Origin of the sequence: Massilia sp. METH4, from assembly GCF_037094685.1 — a bacterium.
Taxonomy (GTDB): domain Bacteria; phylum Pseudomonadota; class Gammaproteobacteria; order Burkholderiales; family Burkholderiaceae_D; genus Rugamonas.
Genome location: NZ_CP146614.1, coordinates 6752719 through 6767035, shown reverse-complemented (window position 1 = coordinate 6767035; position 14317 = coordinate 6752719). Strand labels below are relative to the sequence as shown.

The window sequence follows — 14317 nt, the reverse complement described above, 5'->3', positions numbered from 1 at the left end:
CGACAAAACGGCTCAAATTCTTTTCGTGGCGTCCTGCCGCCCGCGCGGGCATGTCGCAGGCCATGGTACGGCCGGACGCTGTCAGTTCCTGTCAGGAGCTTGGCCGACGACTTCCGGCGCTCGTTCAGAGGGCTTCGATCGTGATCTGGATGGCCAGCCCGCCACCTTCGCCATTGCTCAGCTGGAGTTCGGCGCCATGTCGTTGCAGCACCCGTTCGACGATTGCCAGGCCCAGGCCGGCGCCGTTGGCCTGGCTGCGCGCCGTATCCAGCCGGGTGAACGGCTTGAGCAGCTCGGCCATGCGTTCCTCGGGCACGCCCACGCCGTGGTCGCGCACCGCGATCACCACGCGCTTGGCCGTATGCATGCCCTTGACGGTGCAATGGATGTCGATCTCGGCCAGGTCGGTACCCGGCGTCTTGCCGTAGCGGCGCGCGTTCTCGATCAGGTTGTGGATCACCCGCTTCAGGTCCGTGGCATTGCCCCTGATCTGGGCCTTGCAGGAAATGTCGGTCGTGACTTTCACGTCGGGCAGGCGCGACACTTCATGGGCCACTTCCTCCAGCATCGCGCCCACGTCGAGCGGCACGAAGGTGGATGCCTCGGTCGGCTTCGCGTAGTCCAGGAACTGGGCGATGATCGCATCCATCTGCGCCAGGTCCGACTTCATGCCGTCGCGCGCGTCGGGTTCGAGGTGGGCCATTTCCACTTCCAGCTGCATGCGCGTCAGGGGCGTGCGCAGGTCGTGCGAGATGCCCGCCAGGATCACGGCGCGGTCCGACTCGACCTGCTGCAGGTCGTCCACCATCTGGTTGAAGCTGCGGTTGGCTTGCCGGATCTCCTGCGGGCCCTTTTCGGGCAGCGGGGGCGGGCGGCGGCCTTGCGCGATCGCCTGGAACGCGGCCGTGAGGCGGCGCAGCGGGGCGTTGACGAGGCTGGAAATGGCTGCCGCGCCCAGCAGCGAGACGAGCGACACCACGGCGGCCCAGCCGAGCCACTGGATACCGGTCAGCCACGGAATGCGCTCGCGCTCGAGCATCAGCCAGTACTGGTCTTCGCCGATATTGAAGCTGACCCAGAAGCCGCGCATGCCGTTCACGCGCGCCGAGAAACGGGTGGCCTTGCCCAGCTTGGCCTTGACGAGTTTTTCGATATCGGGCATGAGCGCGATGTCGGGTGGCGGGTCGACTTCGTCGTTTTCCTCCAGCAGGAAGACGCGGATGCCTTCGTTGGACACGAGGTCGAACAGCAGCTCGGTGCGCAGCTCGGGCGCCGAGTGGGTGAGCGCCGCGCGCGTGATGGTGACCACGGAAATGACCTGGGCGGCCAGCTGCTGGGCCTGCGGCTCGCGCTGGACCCAGCTGATCATGCCGGTCCAGGAGGCCATCGACAGCGTGGTGAGCACGCCGAGCAGCAGGAAGGTGCGCCAGAACAGCCCGCTCTTGAGGCGGGCCAGATTGGGCCGATGAAACGTCGGTTTGCGGAACGGCATCAGGTCAGCGCGGCTGGCCCTCCGGGATGAACACATAGCCCAGGCCCCACACGGTCTGGATGTACAGCGGGCTGGAAGGGTCGGGCTCGATCAGCTTGCGCAGGCGCGAAATCTGCACGTCCAGCGAGCGGTCGAATACCTCGTATTCGCGGCCGCGCGCCAGTTCCATCAGTTTTTCGCGCGACAGCGGCTGGCGCGCATGGCGGGCGAACACCTTCAGCACGGAGAATTCGCCGGTGGTCAGCGGCACCGTCTCGCCGTTCTTCTTCAGCGTGCGCGTGCCCAGGTCCAGCACGAACTGGCCGAACTCGAACGTCTGCGGGGTTTCCGATGGCGCGCCGGGAATCTCGTCGGGGGCCTTGCGGCGCAGCACGGCGCCGATGCGGGCCACCAGCTCGCGCGGGTTGAAAGGTTTCGGCAGGTAGTCGTCCGCCCCCATTTCCAGGCCGACGATGCGGTCGACGTCCTCGCCCTTGGCGGTCAGCATGATGATCGGCGTCTGGTCGCCCGCGCCGCGCAGGCGGCGGCAGATCGACAGGCCATCCTCGCCCGGCAGCATCAGGTCCAGCACCAGCAGGTCATAGCGCTCGCGCAGCCACAGCTTGTTCATCGCGGTGGCGTTTTCGGCGGTGAAGACGTTGAAACCCTGTTCGGTCAGGTAGCGGCGCAGCAGGTCGCGCAGGCGCACGTCGTCGTCCACGACCATGATCTTGGCCTGGTGGCCGCCATGGTTCGCATGAGTAGTGTTGTTGCCGGTGTCGGTCGAAGTAGTCATATTGCTGTCGGAATTGTCAGAAGCATGTCGCTATGGTAACGTCTTAATGCGATGAAAGGCACGCAAGGCGGTACCCATTACAAAGTGTTACAAACTTTACCCAATCGCTCTTATGCACCTGGGGAAAGGGGCATACACTTCGTCCATCGGGTAGAGGTTACCAGACATGAACGAGGACATGGCATGAGCAACGAGGCAAAGGTTCGGAGCAGGGCGGATGCGCGGCGCGCATTCGCACGCGCGCCCCTTGCCGCGGCGCTGCTGGCGCTTTGCGCGACCCTGCCTTCGTTCGCGCAGACCAACCCGAACGACGGCCCGGCGCGGCGCGACAACCAGCAGTCACGCGACAACCCGCGCGACAGCCGCTGGGGCGACGCGGCCGATTCACGCTCCTTCGAAGCGCGCGCCGAAGAGCAGCGCCGCATCATGCAGGAAAATGCCAATAACGCGGAAATCTCGCGCCGCATGAGCCGCATGACGCCCGACGAGCGCCGCGACCTGCGCCGCCAGATCAACGACGCGCGCATCGAAGTCTATTCGACACCGCCGCGCCGCTGAGGTTACCGCTTGCCTCGTCCGGCCGGGCCGGACATGAATTCCACGACGGGCCGGCCATGCCGGCCCGCTTTCATTTGGCGCTGTTCGCTAACGCTAGGCTTTCCCTCAAGCACGGAACTTTCAGAGGCGGTCCATGTCAACTGCGAGCTGAGCCTTGCTTGTCCGGTGCCACCCCGACGCGCAGCCAGTGCGACGGCGTGGTGAGCGTGGCAGCGTCCAGCACGCGTTGCCAGCCGGTGTAATTGGCCAGGTAGCGGCTGGCCACGCCGTTGAACCGGCGCAGCCACGTCTTGAAGCGGCCATGCCAGCCATTGACGTTCTGGATGTGGACTGCTTCCCGCACTCTCTCCCCGCCCTGCACGTTCACCGATTCGTGCGTGATGCCCGCCTGCCGCGCAAACACCCCGTAAGCCTTGGCACCATCGCTGACGAGAATGACGTCCGGCGCCAGCACGGGCAGCAAGTGCCGGGCCAATTGTCCCGCGCTGACCGGCCCGCGCCCGGTCACGAAGTCGTACGTGAGCTTGTTGCGGTCGCGGGCGACGAGGATGCAGTCGAACTCGCGGCTGATGCCGCGCCGGGTCGCCTTGCCGCCCCGCTTGCGGGCCGGGCGGTTCAGGCGACGCGATCCCTTCTGCGACTCCAGGTGATAGGTTTCGTCGGCCTCCACGACACCGGACAGCTTCGGCCGCCGCTCCTGCCGGACGGCCGCAATGAACCGGTGACGCCATCGGAAACTGGTCGACTTGGCCACCGCCACGCGCTCGGCGGCCTTGCGCACCGTCGTCGATTCGATCAGGCATTGCAGGTACGCCAGCCATTTATCGCGCCGCTTGAGGCGGGCCAGCGGGGTGCCGGTCAGCGCGTTATAAGTGCTGCCGCATCCCGTGCACCGATAGCGTTGCAGGCCGTTGGCCTTGCCGCTGCGGTGGCAATGGGCGCAGGCGCAGTGCGGGCACGGCGGTCTGCCCGCCGCCGCCTCGATCAGGGCAAGGCATTGTCCAGGATGCGTGACCGTGGCCATGAACTCACGCAACGCTGCGACTTCGTCCGGCCCCAGCTGCAGCTGGACCAGTGCCTTGAACAAAAACCGGAAATCCCCAGTCCCCATTTCGGCCTCCTGATATGCATGAAGTAGCTCAACAGGAGGTCAGACAGCGTTGCGCGGAGGAAGTTCCCGTAGCGTTGGCGAACAGCGCCTTTCATTTTGGCCCGCTTTCATTTCGGCCCGGTAGCGATGAGTCGCAGTTCAGATAAGCCGAACCCCATGTGCAAAACCCGGGGTCAGGAGGGAGTGCTGGCATGCAGGCCAGCACCGTTCCGCAGGCCCGGAGCAGTGCTCCGGGCATCCCTGCTCCACCCCGGCGGGCCTGACCCCGGCTTCTCGCCTTTGGGTCAAGGCATGTGCTCTGGCCCGCCCCCCTCGACCCTGTGGTGCCGCATTTTTGCCACACTTGGGGAAGCGCTTCGGCGCGGATCAAAGTTTCCCTGAGAAAAAACTTCTACATTACCCGGCGGGACGGCACGTTGACGCCGGTACAGTGGGGGATGCCATGGAAAACGATCGCTCACCGGCCCACCCGGCCGGCGAGGACGAGGAACCGGCCGACATCGTGCAACGGGAGGACGGCATCTGGCTGCGCGCCGCGGCGCCGCAAGCAGCGTTGCAGGCCGCGTGCGGAGCGGTATTCCTGGCCGCCTCCCGCTTCGCGGGGCTCGACTACGCGGCCTTCCTGCGCCTGCTCTACGGGACCGGCCCGGAGCTGGCGGCGCAGGAACTGCCGCTGGTGCGCGTTGCCGCCGCCATCGTGCCATTTCCGCCCGTGCGCCGGGCGCTGTACCGTTCCGCCAAGATCGTCGCCGGGGCGGCGGATTACTTTTTCGAACCCGTCTTCGAGGACCCGGACGATGCCGGGCCGGCCGCACTCGATATCGACGAATTCGTGGCCGACATGTGGTGCAAGGGCATCCGCTTTGGCATCGACATCGACGCGGCGAGGGAAGCCATCGCCACCGGCAGGCGCGCGCGCATCGTCGTGGCGCACCGCCTCGATCCGGAGCCGGGCAGGGACGCGGCGCTCGTCGAGGTGTCGCCCTGCATCCACCGCTCCAATGCACCGCGCGAGCTGGCCGACGGCCGCTTCGACCTTCACACGTTCGAGAACCGCTTCCCGCAGGTGAAGGCGCAGGCGCGGCTACTGCGCAAGGAGCCGCGCACGCCCGGCCAGCGCGGCTTCGAACTGTCCGGCACGCCCATCGAACCCCAGGCCGGCAAGGACCGCGAGCTCACGGCGGTCGCCGGCGCCGGCACGGTGATCGTCCACCTGGACGGCCACGACCACCTCGTGGCCGCGCTCGATGGTTTCATCCAGGTGGACCGGAAGAGCGGCCGGCTGTCGATCGGGCCGAAGATCGTCGGCCGCGAGGGGGTGAGCGCACGCACCACCGGCAACCTGCAATTGAACGGCGAATACGAGGAATTCGGCGAGGTGCAGGAAAACCGTATGATCGAGGGCGGCGACATCACGATCCACGGCGACGTGTTCGGCCACGTGGCTTCGCGCGGCGGTACGGTGCGGCTCAAGCGCAACCTGGTGGGAGGCAGCGCCAGCAATGCCGGCGGCGCGATCCGCGTCGACGGCGTCGCCGCCAACGCCGTGCTGCGGGCGACATGCGGTGACATCCGGATCCGCAAGGCACAGAATTGCGTGATCAGCGCCGCGCGGGTATCGATCGAGGAAGCGGTCAATTGCGAGATCCTGGCCGACGAGGTGACGATCGGCGAGGCCAGCGGTTGCGCCATCGCCGGCCGGGCCGTGGCACTGCATCGCGCCGGCCCGCGCAAGGGCAGCGAGATGCTGCTGTTCGCGCTGGCGCCGGACACCCGGCGCTATGACGAAGCCATCGCCGACCTGGCCGCGCGCGCCGGCCAGTGCGCTGCTGCCGCGGCGGAGCACAAGGCGGCGATCGACGCCATCGCGGCCCGGCGCGACGTGCAGGCCTACCGGGCGTTGTCGGCCAGGATGCGCGCACGCGAAGTCACGCTGAACGCCGCGCAGCGGGGCCTGTTCGCCCGCATGGCCGAACAGGTGACGCCGGCGCTGAAGGAGCTGGCCCGGCTGTCGTTGGCCGCCAATGGGGCGCAGGCGCAACAGATCCGTGTGCAGCAACAGCTCGACAAGGCGCGCCAGCGGCGCAACGAGATCGCCGCCGTGGCGACATGCCGTGTGAACGCGCTGGCCGGCGACACGGTGCTACGCACGATGCTGTTTCATCCGGATACGGGCCCGCCATACGACCTGGCGCCGCGGGAAGTCAAGGCGAAGCTGCGCTCCGGCGCGTGGGGCCAGGCGAGCGTGTTGCATGCGGCGCACGGTGCGCTCGACTGGTCCTCCACGGCCGGGGATGAAAGCATGGGTCCGGCAGGAAACATTGAGCAGCCTCAACACTGTGCAGGATAGCGACTTTAGCATGGACGATGCGCGATTTTCCCGCGGGACCGGACGAAAGGACCACCATGCAATCCCAACACACGCTCCATAGACCATCGCCATGCGTCGGCCCGCAGCGCGACGACGAGCTTCGGCAATACCTGACCTTCCGCCTCGGCGGACTCGAATACGCGCTGGACTACCGCAATGTGCAGGAGCTGCGGCCGTTGCAGGCGCTCGAACGCTTCGCGACCGACGGTGAAATCATCAGCGGCGTTGCCGTCTCGCGCGGCGTCATCATGCCGATCGTCGACATGCGCATCGCCTTCGGCCCGCGCCCGCCGCAGCACGACCCGCGCACGGACGTGATCATCCTGAAGCTCTCCACCTGCGTAATGGGCATGGTCACCGATGGCGTGACGGACCTCGTCACGCTCGCCGGCAGCGACATCAAGCAGATTCCCAGCCTGGGAACGGACGCCGCCCGGAACGACGCGCAGGACATCGACTATCTGCTCGGGCTCGCCGAACAGGGCACCCGGCGCCTGATCGTGGTGGACATCGACAAGCTGATGGCCATCCGCCGCGTCAGCGAGGACAAGCTGCACGCCGCGTGAAAACAACAACGCCGCCCGTGGGCGGCGTGTTGACGGTCGCGGCGTCCGACTCAGGCGGCCAGCGCCTCGAGCTGTTCCTGCAAGGCCAGCCATTCCTCTTCCAGCTGTTCCAGGTCCTTCGTGTAGAACGCCTGGTCCGCCAGCAGCGTCTTGAGCTTGGGCTTGTTGGCCGCTTCGTAGATCGCCGGGTCGAGCAGCTGCGCATCGACTTCGGCCTTTTGCGCATTGCGCTTGGCGATCTGTTCTTCCAGCCGCTTGATCTTGTTCTCGATCGGCTTGCGCTGCGCCGACAGCTTCTGGCGCTGCTCCGCCTCCAGCCGCTTCTGTTCGCGCTTGTCGATGCCAGGGGCGGCCGGCGGCGGCGCCACGGGCGAGGTGGATGGATACGCTGTCTTGTGCTCCTTGCCGGCGGCCGGCAGCACATCGGTGCCTTTCCCCAGCTTGGTCTTGAACAGCCAGTCCTTGTAGTCGTCCAGGTCGCCGTCGAACGGCTGCAGCCTGCCGTCGGCCACGATGATGAACTGGTCGGTCGTTGCCCGCAGCAGGTGCCGGTCGTGCGACACCACCACCAGCGTGCCTTCGAACTGGGCCAGGGCCTCGGTCAGCGCCTCGCGCGTTTCCAGGTCCAGGTGGTTCGTCGGCTCGTCCAGCAGCAGCAGATTCGGCCGCTGCCACACGATCAGCGCCAGCGCCAGGCGCGCCTTCTCGCCACCCGAGAACGGGGCGATCGGACTCGTCACCATCGTGCCCGGGAAATTGAAGCCACCCAGGAAGTTGCGCAGTTCCTGTTCGCGCACGGTGGGGGCGATCTTTTGCAGGTGCCACAGTGGCGATTCGTCGTGCCGCAGCATTTCCACCTGGTGCTGGGCGAAGTAGCCGATGATCAGGCCCTTGCCCGTCGTCGCGGTGCCGGCCAGCGGCGCCAGCTCCCCCGCCACGGTCTTGATCAGCGTGGACTTGCCCGCGCCGTTCACGCCGAGCAAACCGATACGCTGGCCGGTCTGCAGGCTGAAGTTGATGCCGTGGACGATCGTCTTCTCGGTCACCTCGTAGGTCTTCGGGTCCTCGCTGCGGTAGCCGGCATCCACGTCTTCCATCACCAGCAGGGGATTGGGCGCCGACAGCGGCTCGCGGAACTCGAACGAGAATTCGGCGGCGGCGCGCAGCGGCGCCAGCTCTTCCATCTTGGCCAGCGCCTTCATGCGGCTCTGCGCCTGCCTGGCCTTCGACGCCTTGGCCTTGAAACGCTCGATGAACGATTCCAGGTGCGCCTTCTTGCGCGCCTGCTTTTCCGCGGCACCGGCCATCAGTACCATCTGGGCGGCGCGCTGGCGCTCGAAGCTCGAGTAATTGCCGGTGTAGCGCTTGAGCTTGCGGTCGTCGATGTGCACGATCACGTTCACGATCTCGTCGAGGAAATCGCGGTCGTGCGAGATGATGATCAGCGTGCCCGTGTACCGCTTCAGCCAGTCTTCCAGCCAGATGATCGCGTCCAGGTCCAGGTGATTGGTCGGTTCGTCCAGCAGCAGCAGGTCGGAAGGACACATCAGCGCCTGCGCCAGGTTCAGGCGCATGCGCCAGCCGCCCGAAAAGCTCGCCACGGGTTGCTGCATCTGGTCCAGCGTGAAGCCGAGGCCCAGCAGCAGCTGCTCACCGCGCGACTGCACCGTGTACGCATCCGCGTCGGCCAGCGCGCTGTGCACCTCGCCGAGGGCGATGCCATGGTCGGCCGAATCGGGTAACGCTTCCAGCCGTTCGAGTTCCGCCTGCAGCTTGCGCAGGTTCACATCGCCGTCGATCGCGTAATCGAGGGCGTTGCGCTGCAGCGGCGGGGTTTCCTGCGCCACGTAGGCCATGCGCCACTTGGCGGGGAAATCGATATTGCCCTGGTCCGGGTGCAGCTCGTTGCGCAGCATCGCGAAGAGACTGGACTTGCCGGCGCCGTTCGCGCCGATCAGGCCGATCTTGTCGCCGGGATTCAGCGTCAGGTCGGCATTTTCCAGCAGCGGCTTCACGCCGCGCATCAGGCTGACTTGTTCGAGTCGGATCATTCTTTACAGTTTCAGTTGGTCTGCGGTCAGCAGGAATACCATGTCATCACCTTGGCTCGTGGTCAGCCACGTCAGGCCCATGTCGCCGAAGGCCGCTTCGGCGAACGCCTTCTCGTTGCCGATCTCGACGATCAGCAGGCCGTCGTCGGTCAGGCGCTCGGCGGCGCCCGCCACGATGCGGCGCACCAGGTCCATGCCGTCCACGCCGCCATCGAGGGCGATCTGCGGCTCGTGGCGGTATTCCTGCGGCAGGCGCGTCATCGAACCGGAGTTCACGTACGGTGGATTGGTGATGATCAGGTCGTATTTTTTCGCCGGCACGTTCTGGTACAGGTCCGACTGGATCAGGGTCACGCGGTCTTCCAGCTTGTAGGTCTCGACATTGCGGCGTGCCACCGCCAGCGCGTCGGGCGAGATGTCGACGGCGTCGACGCGCGCCTCGGGGAATGCGTCGGCCAGCATGATCGCCAGGCAGCCGGAGCCCGTGCACAGTTCCAGCACGTTCTCGATGCCTTCCGGGTTGTTCACCCACGGCGCGAAATAGTCGGGAATCAGCTCGGCGATGTAGGAACGGGGCACGATGGTGCGCTCGTCCACGTAGAAGCGGTAATCGCCCAGCCATGCCTCGTTGGTGATGTAGGCGGCCGGGATCCGCTCGGTGGCGCGGCGCTCGATCACGTCCAGCACGCGCTGGATTTCTTCCGGCAGCAGGCGCGCATCGAGGAACGGGTCCAGCTTGTCGAGCGGCAGTTTCAGCGTGTGCAGGATCAGGTAGGCCGCCTCGTCAAAGGCCTCGGCGCTGCCGTGGCCGAAGAACAGTTTTTCCGTGTTGAAGCGGGTGGTCGCGTAGCGCAGCAAGTCGCGCGGCGTGGCAAAAATCGTGCTCATGATATTCCTTCGGTTACGCCAGGAGGTTTTCCAGGGTGCGGCGATAGATGTTCTTCAGCGGATCGATGAAGCGCACTTCCACGTGCTCGTCGATCTTGTGGATGCTGCCGTTCGGCGGCCCGAATTCGATCACCTGCGGGCAGATCTGCGCGATGAAACGGCCGTCCGACGTGCCGCCGGTGGTCGACAGTTCCGTGTCGATATCCGTTTCCGCCTTGATCGCCTCGCAGATGGCCGTCGACAGCGTGCCGCGCGGCGTGAGGAAGGGGTGGCCGGACAGCGTCCATTTCAGGTGGTAGTCGAGGCCGTGCCTGTCGAGGATCGCGTGCACACGTTCCTTCAGGCCCTCGGCCGTGCTGGCGGTGGAGAAGCGGAAGTTGAAGTCGATGACCATTTCGCCGGGGATCACATTGTTCGCGCCCGTACCGGCCTTCACGTTCGACATCTGCCACGAGGTGGGCAGGTAGTACTCGTTGCCTTCGTCCCACACCTCGGCCACGAGGTCGGCCAGCGCCGGCGCGGCCAGGTGGATCGGGTTCTTCGCCAGTTGCGGGTAGGCGATGTGGCCCTGCACGCCCTTGATCGTCAGGCAGCCGGACAGCGAGCCGCGGCGGCCGTTCTTGATCATGTCGCCCAGCGTCCGCGACGACGTCGGTTCGCCGACGATGCAGTAGTCCAGCTTCTCGCCGCGTTCCTTCAGCTTGTTGCACACGACCACGGTGCCGTCGGTGGCCGGGCCTTCCTCGTCGCTGGTGATCAGGAAGGCGATCGAGCCTTTATGGTTCGGATGGGCGGCGATGAATTCCTCGCACGCCACGACGAAGGCGGCGATCGACGTCTTCATGTCCGCCGCGCCGCGGCCATACAGCTTGCCGTCGCGGATCGTCGGGAAGAACGGTTCCGAGGTCCACTGGTCGACGGGACCGGTCGGCACCACGTCGGTATGGCCGGCAAAGACGAACACGGGCTGCTCGGTGCCGCGGCGCGCCCACAGGTTCGTCACTTCGCCGGAAACGATCGTCTCGCACTTGAAGCCCAGCGGCTCGAGCAGGGCGATCAGCTGGTCCTGGCAGCCTTTGTCCTCGGGGGTGACGGAAGAACGGCCGATCAGTTTTTCGGTCAGCGCGAGGGTACGGGATTCGGTCATGGTCTTATTCGTTGAAGATCTGTTGGTACTGTTCCGGCTTGAAGCCCACGTGGCAGGTGCTTGCCGTTTGCAGCACGGGGCGCTTGATCACGGACGGGAATTCCAGCATCAGCGCGGTGGCGCTGGTCGCATCCGTCACGGCAGCCTTGCGTTCGTCCGGCAGGCCGCGCCACGTCGTTCCCTTCGTGTTGACGAGCGTCTTCCAGTCCACGTGCTTCAGCCAGTGCCGGACGGTGGCTTCGTCGAGGCCCTGCTTCTTGAAATCGTGGAAGAGGAAGTCCTGTTGCTGGTCGGCCAGCCAGGTGCGGGCTTTTTTCACCGTGTCGCAGTTGGGGATGCCGTAGAGAGTGATCATTGCAAAAGTGCAGGCTAAAGGGCGTCATTATAGCCGCTGGCACGTAGCGCAACCGTCGCGGCAGCGGTCGGGAAGCCGCGTGCCGCGCCAACAGGGTATCTAGCACGTGAGGGTCGCTGCCAGTTGGTGGTTGTCGGATCGTTGCTCCGGTTTCAGGGCGCCAGCCGTGATTGGCGTCCTGAAACTTGGATCGGACATGCTTGCAGGAACCTCTTACCGCCGCAAGGCCGCCGTCACGCGTTCAGCGTAAATTCCGTAAGCGATGCCTCGGACGGGGCCGGCTTGCGCTCCGCCTCGCCCGCCTGCCGGCTGCGAATCATTGCGCGGTCGCGGATCTCCCTGATCAGGCTGCAGTCCGGCGTCTGGCGCATCGCGTTGCGCAGCGCGGTTGCCAGGTCCCTGGGCGCGTGGCGGCCTCGCCACATCCTTTTTCGTTGAAAGGCGCAAAGCAAAGAAGGCACCGGAAGTGCGATACGATAGCCATTCGAATAACGCAATGGCAGTGTCGGCGCGTCATGCCGCGGCCGGGCAGTCGCGCAATCCTCGCGATCCTCCGGCGCTCCGCGGCATATCCAACACTGCCGCGCAAAGTTATCGCAACAATGTCTCTCCTGGGTATGGGTCGTGCTTACGCGGCGTCGCAAGCGCGCTGGACGTACTTTTCATCGCAAAGGGGACTCACCATGAGAAACACATTGTTTACATTGCTACTCGCGGCGGTGCCGGTGGCCGCCATGGCGCAGGCGCCGCGTTACACAATCGAGCTTCTGACGGCGGCCGGGAACCAGGGCGCCGACATCAACAATAGCGGACTGGTCTTGACCAACGAGTCTCATGAGGTGGGTGGCAGTTGGGTACTCAGTGCGGTATTCCTGACTCCCCGCAGCCGCGTGAATCTTGGCACGCTGGGCGGCACGCAGGTCTTCGGCAACGAACTCAACGATATTGGCATGGCGGTGGGGCGTTCCACGCTGGCAGGAGACGCGACCACGCACGCCTTTGTGTACTCCAATGGCGTCATGCAAGACCTTGGCACGCTGGGCGGCAGCAACAGCGAGGCCGTCGCGGTCAACAACGCCGGCCTGGTCGGGGGAAACTCCGACATCGCGGGCGGCGGTACCCGGGGCTTCCTCTATAGCGCCGCCGATGGCATGCGCGATATCGGTACGCTGGGCGGCGCGCAGAGCCGCGTGATCGATGTCAGCGAATCCGGTACCGTGCTTGGCGAGGCGCAGACGGCATCGGGAGAATGGCGTTACTTCCTCTACCAGGATGGTTCGATGAGGGACTTCGGAAGTCGCGGTTCCACCACGTGGTACGGCATGGGCCCGAACGACGAAGTCTATGGCGCCTACGATTGGGAAGAGAAAGGTCTGCAATTGCTGACGCTACACAACAGCAGTTGGCAGCCGCCCAGCGGCATGGGCCGGCCCTACGACATGGCGAATGGCTACATCGTTGGTGACCACGAGCGCGCGGTGGCTGGGGTGCTCGGCACCCCAGCGGGTTCGTGGCCAGTCGACGAGCTCGTCGATCACGATGGCGAGTGGTGGGTGCCGGAAGCGTCCGGTGTCAACGATGCGGGCCAGATCGTTGGATGGGGGTGCAGTGCGGTGGCCGGTTGCGGTACGGTGTTTCTCAATTTAGTGCCGGAACCTGCCACGTACGGCATGCTTGGGGCCGGGCTTGGCCTGATTGCGCTGGCACGCCGCCGCAAGGCCGCGACGGCTAGCCGTTCAGCGTAAATTCGGTAAACGACGTTTCCGGCGGAGCCGGCTTGCGCTCCGCCTCGGCCGCCTGGCGGCTGTCCGGCCCATTGTTCAGCAGCCACAGCAGGTTGGTGGCCGAGTCGGCATTGGCCAGTGCCTCGTCCTGCGTGACGAGGCCATCCTTCACCAGTTTGAACAGCGCCTGCTCGAACGACTGCGAGCCCGGTGACAGGCTCTGGTCCAGCGCTTCCTTGAGCTGGGCGATGTCGCCCTTCTCGACCAGTTCCGACACATAGCGGGTGTTGACCATCACCTCGACGGCCGGCGTGCGCACGCCCCCGGCGGCCGAGCGCACCAGCCGCTGCGACACGATGGCGCGCAGCGTCGACGACAAGTCCTGCAGCAGGGCGGGGCGGTTTTCGATCGGATAGAAGCCGATGATGCGGTTCAGCGCGTTGTAGCTGTTGTTCGCGTGCAGCGTGGCCACCACCAGGTGGCCGGACTGTGCATAGGCCAGTGCCGCGGCCATCGTTTCGCGGTCACGGATCTCGCCGATCAGGATGCAGTCCGGCGCCTGGCGCATCGCGTTGCGCAGCGCCGTGTCCAGGTCCCTGGCGTCGCTGCCGATCTCGCGCTGGTTGACGATCGCCTTCTTGTTCTTGAACAGGTATTCGATCGGGTCTTCCAGCGTGAGGATATGGCCCGGCCGCAGCTCGTTGCGGTGGTCCAGCATCGACGCGATCGTGGTCGACTTGCCGGACCCCGTCGAGCCCACCACGAGCAGCAGCCCGCGCTTTTCCATGATGAGTTCCGCCAGCACCGGTGGCAGGTTCAGTTCGGCGAGGGCGGGAATGTTGGCGGGCACGTAGCGGAACACGGCGGATACCGTGCCCCGTTGCCGGAAGGCGGAAAGGCGGAAGCGCCCGAGGCTGGGCACGGACACGCCCATGTTCAATTCGTTGGACTGCGCCAGTTCCTTCAGTTGCGCCGGCGTGCAGATCTCCGCCAGCAGCGCATCGATGTTTTCCGGTTCCAGCTTCTGCTGGTTGACCGGAATGAGGGTGCCGTTGATCTTCAGGTGCACCGGCGAATTCACGGCGAAGAACATGTCGGACGCGTTCTTCTCCTTCATCAGCTGGAACAGGCGGTCCATCATAGGGCTTCTTCCGCTCATTGGTAACGTCTCGGTATGAGCCCGGAAAACCGTAGCGAGCGGCAGCAGTTCGGGCCGAGGCGCGCAGTCGTACTTTCGTACGACGAGCACCGCAGGCCCGAAATGCAACGCGCAGTAGGT

Annotated in this window: 13 protein-coding genes; 4 read left to right on the top strand and 9 right to left on the bottom strand. The window is 65.5% G+C overall.

Going from position 1 to position 14317, the window contains the following annotated elements; genetic code table 11:
• Positions 1–124 precede the first annotated feature (124 nt).
• Together V6Z91_RS29410 and ompR are read right to left on the bottom strand one after the other, a co-directional pair.
• Positions 125–1492 carry an ATP-binding protein gene (locus tag V6Z91_RS29410; RefSeq protein ID WP_338764716.1) on the bottom strand — a complete coding sequence of 456 codons (1368 nt, stop codon included), beginning with the start codon at positions 1490–1492 and terminating at the stop codon, positions 125–127.
• 4 nt (positions 1493–1496) lie between these two features.
• Positions 1497–2198 carry a two-component system response regulator OmpR gene (ompR, locus tag V6Z91_RS29405; protein ID WP_229418989.1) on the bottom strand — a complete coding sequence of 234 codons (702 nt, stop codon included), beginning with the start codon at positions 2196–2198 and terminating at the stop codon, positions 1497–1499.
• Positions 2199–2450: 252 nt separating this feature from the next.
• Here ompR and V6Z91_RS29400 point away from each other — a divergent pair, with 252 nt between their 5' ends.
• A complete protein-coding gene (locus V6Z91_RS29400) occupies positions 2451–2825 on the top strand; it encodes a hypothetical protein (RefSeq protein ID WP_338764714.1) in 375 nt (124 codons plus the stop codon).
• Between the two features lie 136 nt (positions 2826–2961).
• On the opposite strand, the gene V6Z91_RS29395 is transcribed toward V6Z91_RS29400, so the two are convergent.
• Positions 2962–3936, bottom strand: a complete 975-nt coding sequence (locus tag V6Z91_RS29395) for an IS1595 family transposase (RefSeq protein ID WP_338764712.1) — start codon at positions 3934–3936, stop codon at positions 2962–2964.
• A 442-nt stretch (positions 3937–4378) separates the two neighbouring features.
• Here V6Z91_RS29395 and V6Z91_RS29390 point away from each other — a divergent pair, with 442 nt between their 5' ends.
• Positions 4379–6286, top strand: coding sequence for a flagellar assembly protein A (locus V6Z91_RS29390; protein WP_338764710.1), 1908 nt, complete (start codon positions 4379–4381; stop codon positions 6284–6286).
• A 56-nt stretch (positions 6287–6342) separates the two neighbouring features.
• Complete coding sequence (locus tag V6Z91_RS29385; protein ID WP_338764708.1) at positions 6343–6873, top strand: chemotaxis protein CheW; 531 nt, start codon at positions 6343–6345, stop codon at positions 6871–6873.
• 50 nt (positions 6874–6923) lie between these two features.
• Here V6Z91_RS29385 and V6Z91_RS29380 read toward each other — a convergent pair whose 3' ends face one another.
• From V6Z91_RS29380 to V6Z91_RS29360, 5 genes are all read right to left on the bottom strand, one after another.
• Positions 6924–8924 carry an ATP-binding cassette domain-containing protein gene (locus V6Z91_RS29380; RefSeq protein ID WP_338764706.1) on the bottom strand — a complete coding sequence of 667 codons (2001 nt, stop codon included), beginning with the start codon at positions 8922–8924 and terminating at the stop codon, positions 6924–6926.
• A 3-nt stretch (positions 8925–8927) separates the two neighbouring features.
• Positions 8928–9812: a 50S ribosomal protein L3 N(5)-glutamine methyltransferase gene (prmB, locus tag V6Z91_RS29375; protein WP_338764704.1), complete on the bottom strand. Its 885-nt coding sequence runs from the start codon at positions 9810–9812 to the stop codon at positions 8928–8930.
• 13 nt (positions 9813–9825) lie between these two features.
• On the bottom strand, positions 9826–10959 hold the full coding sequence (gene dapE, locus V6Z91_RS29370) for a succinyl-diaminopimelate desuccinylase (RefSeq protein WP_338764702.1): 1134 nt from the start codon (positions 10957–10959) through the stop codon (positions 9826–9828).
• 4 nt (positions 10960–10963) lie between these two features.
• The gene (locus tag V6Z91_RS29365; protein ID WP_338764700.1) at positions 10964–11314 is read right to left on the bottom strand and encodes an ArsC family reductase; all 351 of its coding nucleotides are present in this window, start codon (positions 11312–11314) and stop codon (positions 10964–10966) included.
• 233 nt (positions 11315–11547) lie between these two features.
• The gene (locus V6Z91_RS29360) at positions 11548–11739 is read right to left on the bottom strand and encodes a hypothetical protein (protein ID WP_338764698.1); all 192 of its coding nucleotides are present in this window, start codon (positions 11737–11739) and stop codon (positions 11548–11550) included.
• 258 nt (positions 11740–11997) lie between these two features.
• Here V6Z91_RS29360 and V6Z91_RS29355 point away from each other — a divergent pair, with 258 nt between their 5' ends.
• Entirely contained in the window at positions 11998–13059 is a 1062-nt protein-coding gene (locus V6Z91_RS29355; RefSeq protein WP_338764696.1) for a PEP-CTERM sorting domain-containing protein, read from the top strand.
• Here V6Z91_RS29355 and V6Z91_RS29350 read toward each other — a convergent pair.
• Positions 13043–14176, bottom strand: coding sequence for a PilT/PilU family type 4a pilus ATPase (locus V6Z91_RS29350; RefSeq protein ID WP_338772104.1), 1134 nt, complete (start codon positions 14174–14176; stop codon positions 13043–13045). The genes V6Z91_RS29355 and V6Z91_RS29350 overlap by 17 nt on opposite strands.
• Positions 14177–14317: the final 141 nt, after the last annotated feature.

Bases quoted from the DNA above. Each gene is read 5' to 3' on its own strand.
- V6Z91_RS29365 (WP_338764700.1), bottom strand. From the start codon at position 11,314: ATGATCACTCTCTACGGCATCCCCAACTGCGACACGGTGAAAAAAGCC.
- V6Z91_RS29410 (WP_338764716.1), bottom strand. From the start codon at position 1,492: ATGCCGTTCCGCAAACCGACGTTTCATCGGCCCAATCTGGCCCGCCTC.
- V6Z91_RS29390 (WP_338764710.1), top strand. From the start codon at position 4,379: ATGGAAAACGATCGCTCACCGGCCCACCCGGCCGGCGAGGACGAGGAA.
- V6Z91_RS29350 (WP_338772104.1), bottom strand. From the start codon at position 14,176: ATGGACCGCCTGTTCCAGCTGATGAAGGAGAAGAACGCGTCCGACATG.
- V6Z91_RS29380 (WP_338764706.1), bottom strand. From the start codon at position 8,924: ATGATCCGACTCGAACAAGTCAGCCTGATGCGCGGCGTGAAGCCGCTG.
- V6Z91_RS29385 (WP_338764708.1), top strand. From the start codon at position 6,343: ATGCAATCCCAACACACGCTCCATAGACCATCGCCATGCGTCGGCCCG.
- ompR (WP_229418989.1), bottom strand. From the start codon at position 2,198: ATGGTCGTGGACGACGACGTGCGCCTGCGCGACCTGCTGCGCCGCTAC.
- prmB (WP_338764704.1), bottom strand. From the start codon at position 9,812: ATGAGCACGATTTTTGCCACGCCGCGCGACTTGCTGCGCTACGCGACC.
- V6Z91_RS29355 (WP_338764696.1), top strand. From the start codon at position 11,998: ATGAGAAACACATTGTTTACATTGCTACTCGCGGCGGTGCCGGTGGCC.
- V6Z91_RS29360 (WP_338764698.1), bottom strand. From the start codon at position 11,739: ATGTGGCGAGGCCGCCACGCGCCCAGGGACCTGGCAACCGCGCTGCGC.
- V6Z91_RS29395 (WP_338764712.1), bottom strand. From the start codon at position 3,936: ATGGGGACTGGGGATTTCCGGTTTTTGTTCAAGGCACTGGTCCAGCTG.
- V6Z91_RS29400 (WP_338764714.1), top strand. From the start codon at position 2,451: ATGAGCAACGAGGCAAAGGTTCGGAGCAGGGCGGATGCGCGGCGCGCA.
- dapE (WP_338764702.1), bottom strand. From the start codon at position 10,959: ATGACCGAATCCCGTACCCTCGCGCTGACCGAAAAACTGATCGGCCGT.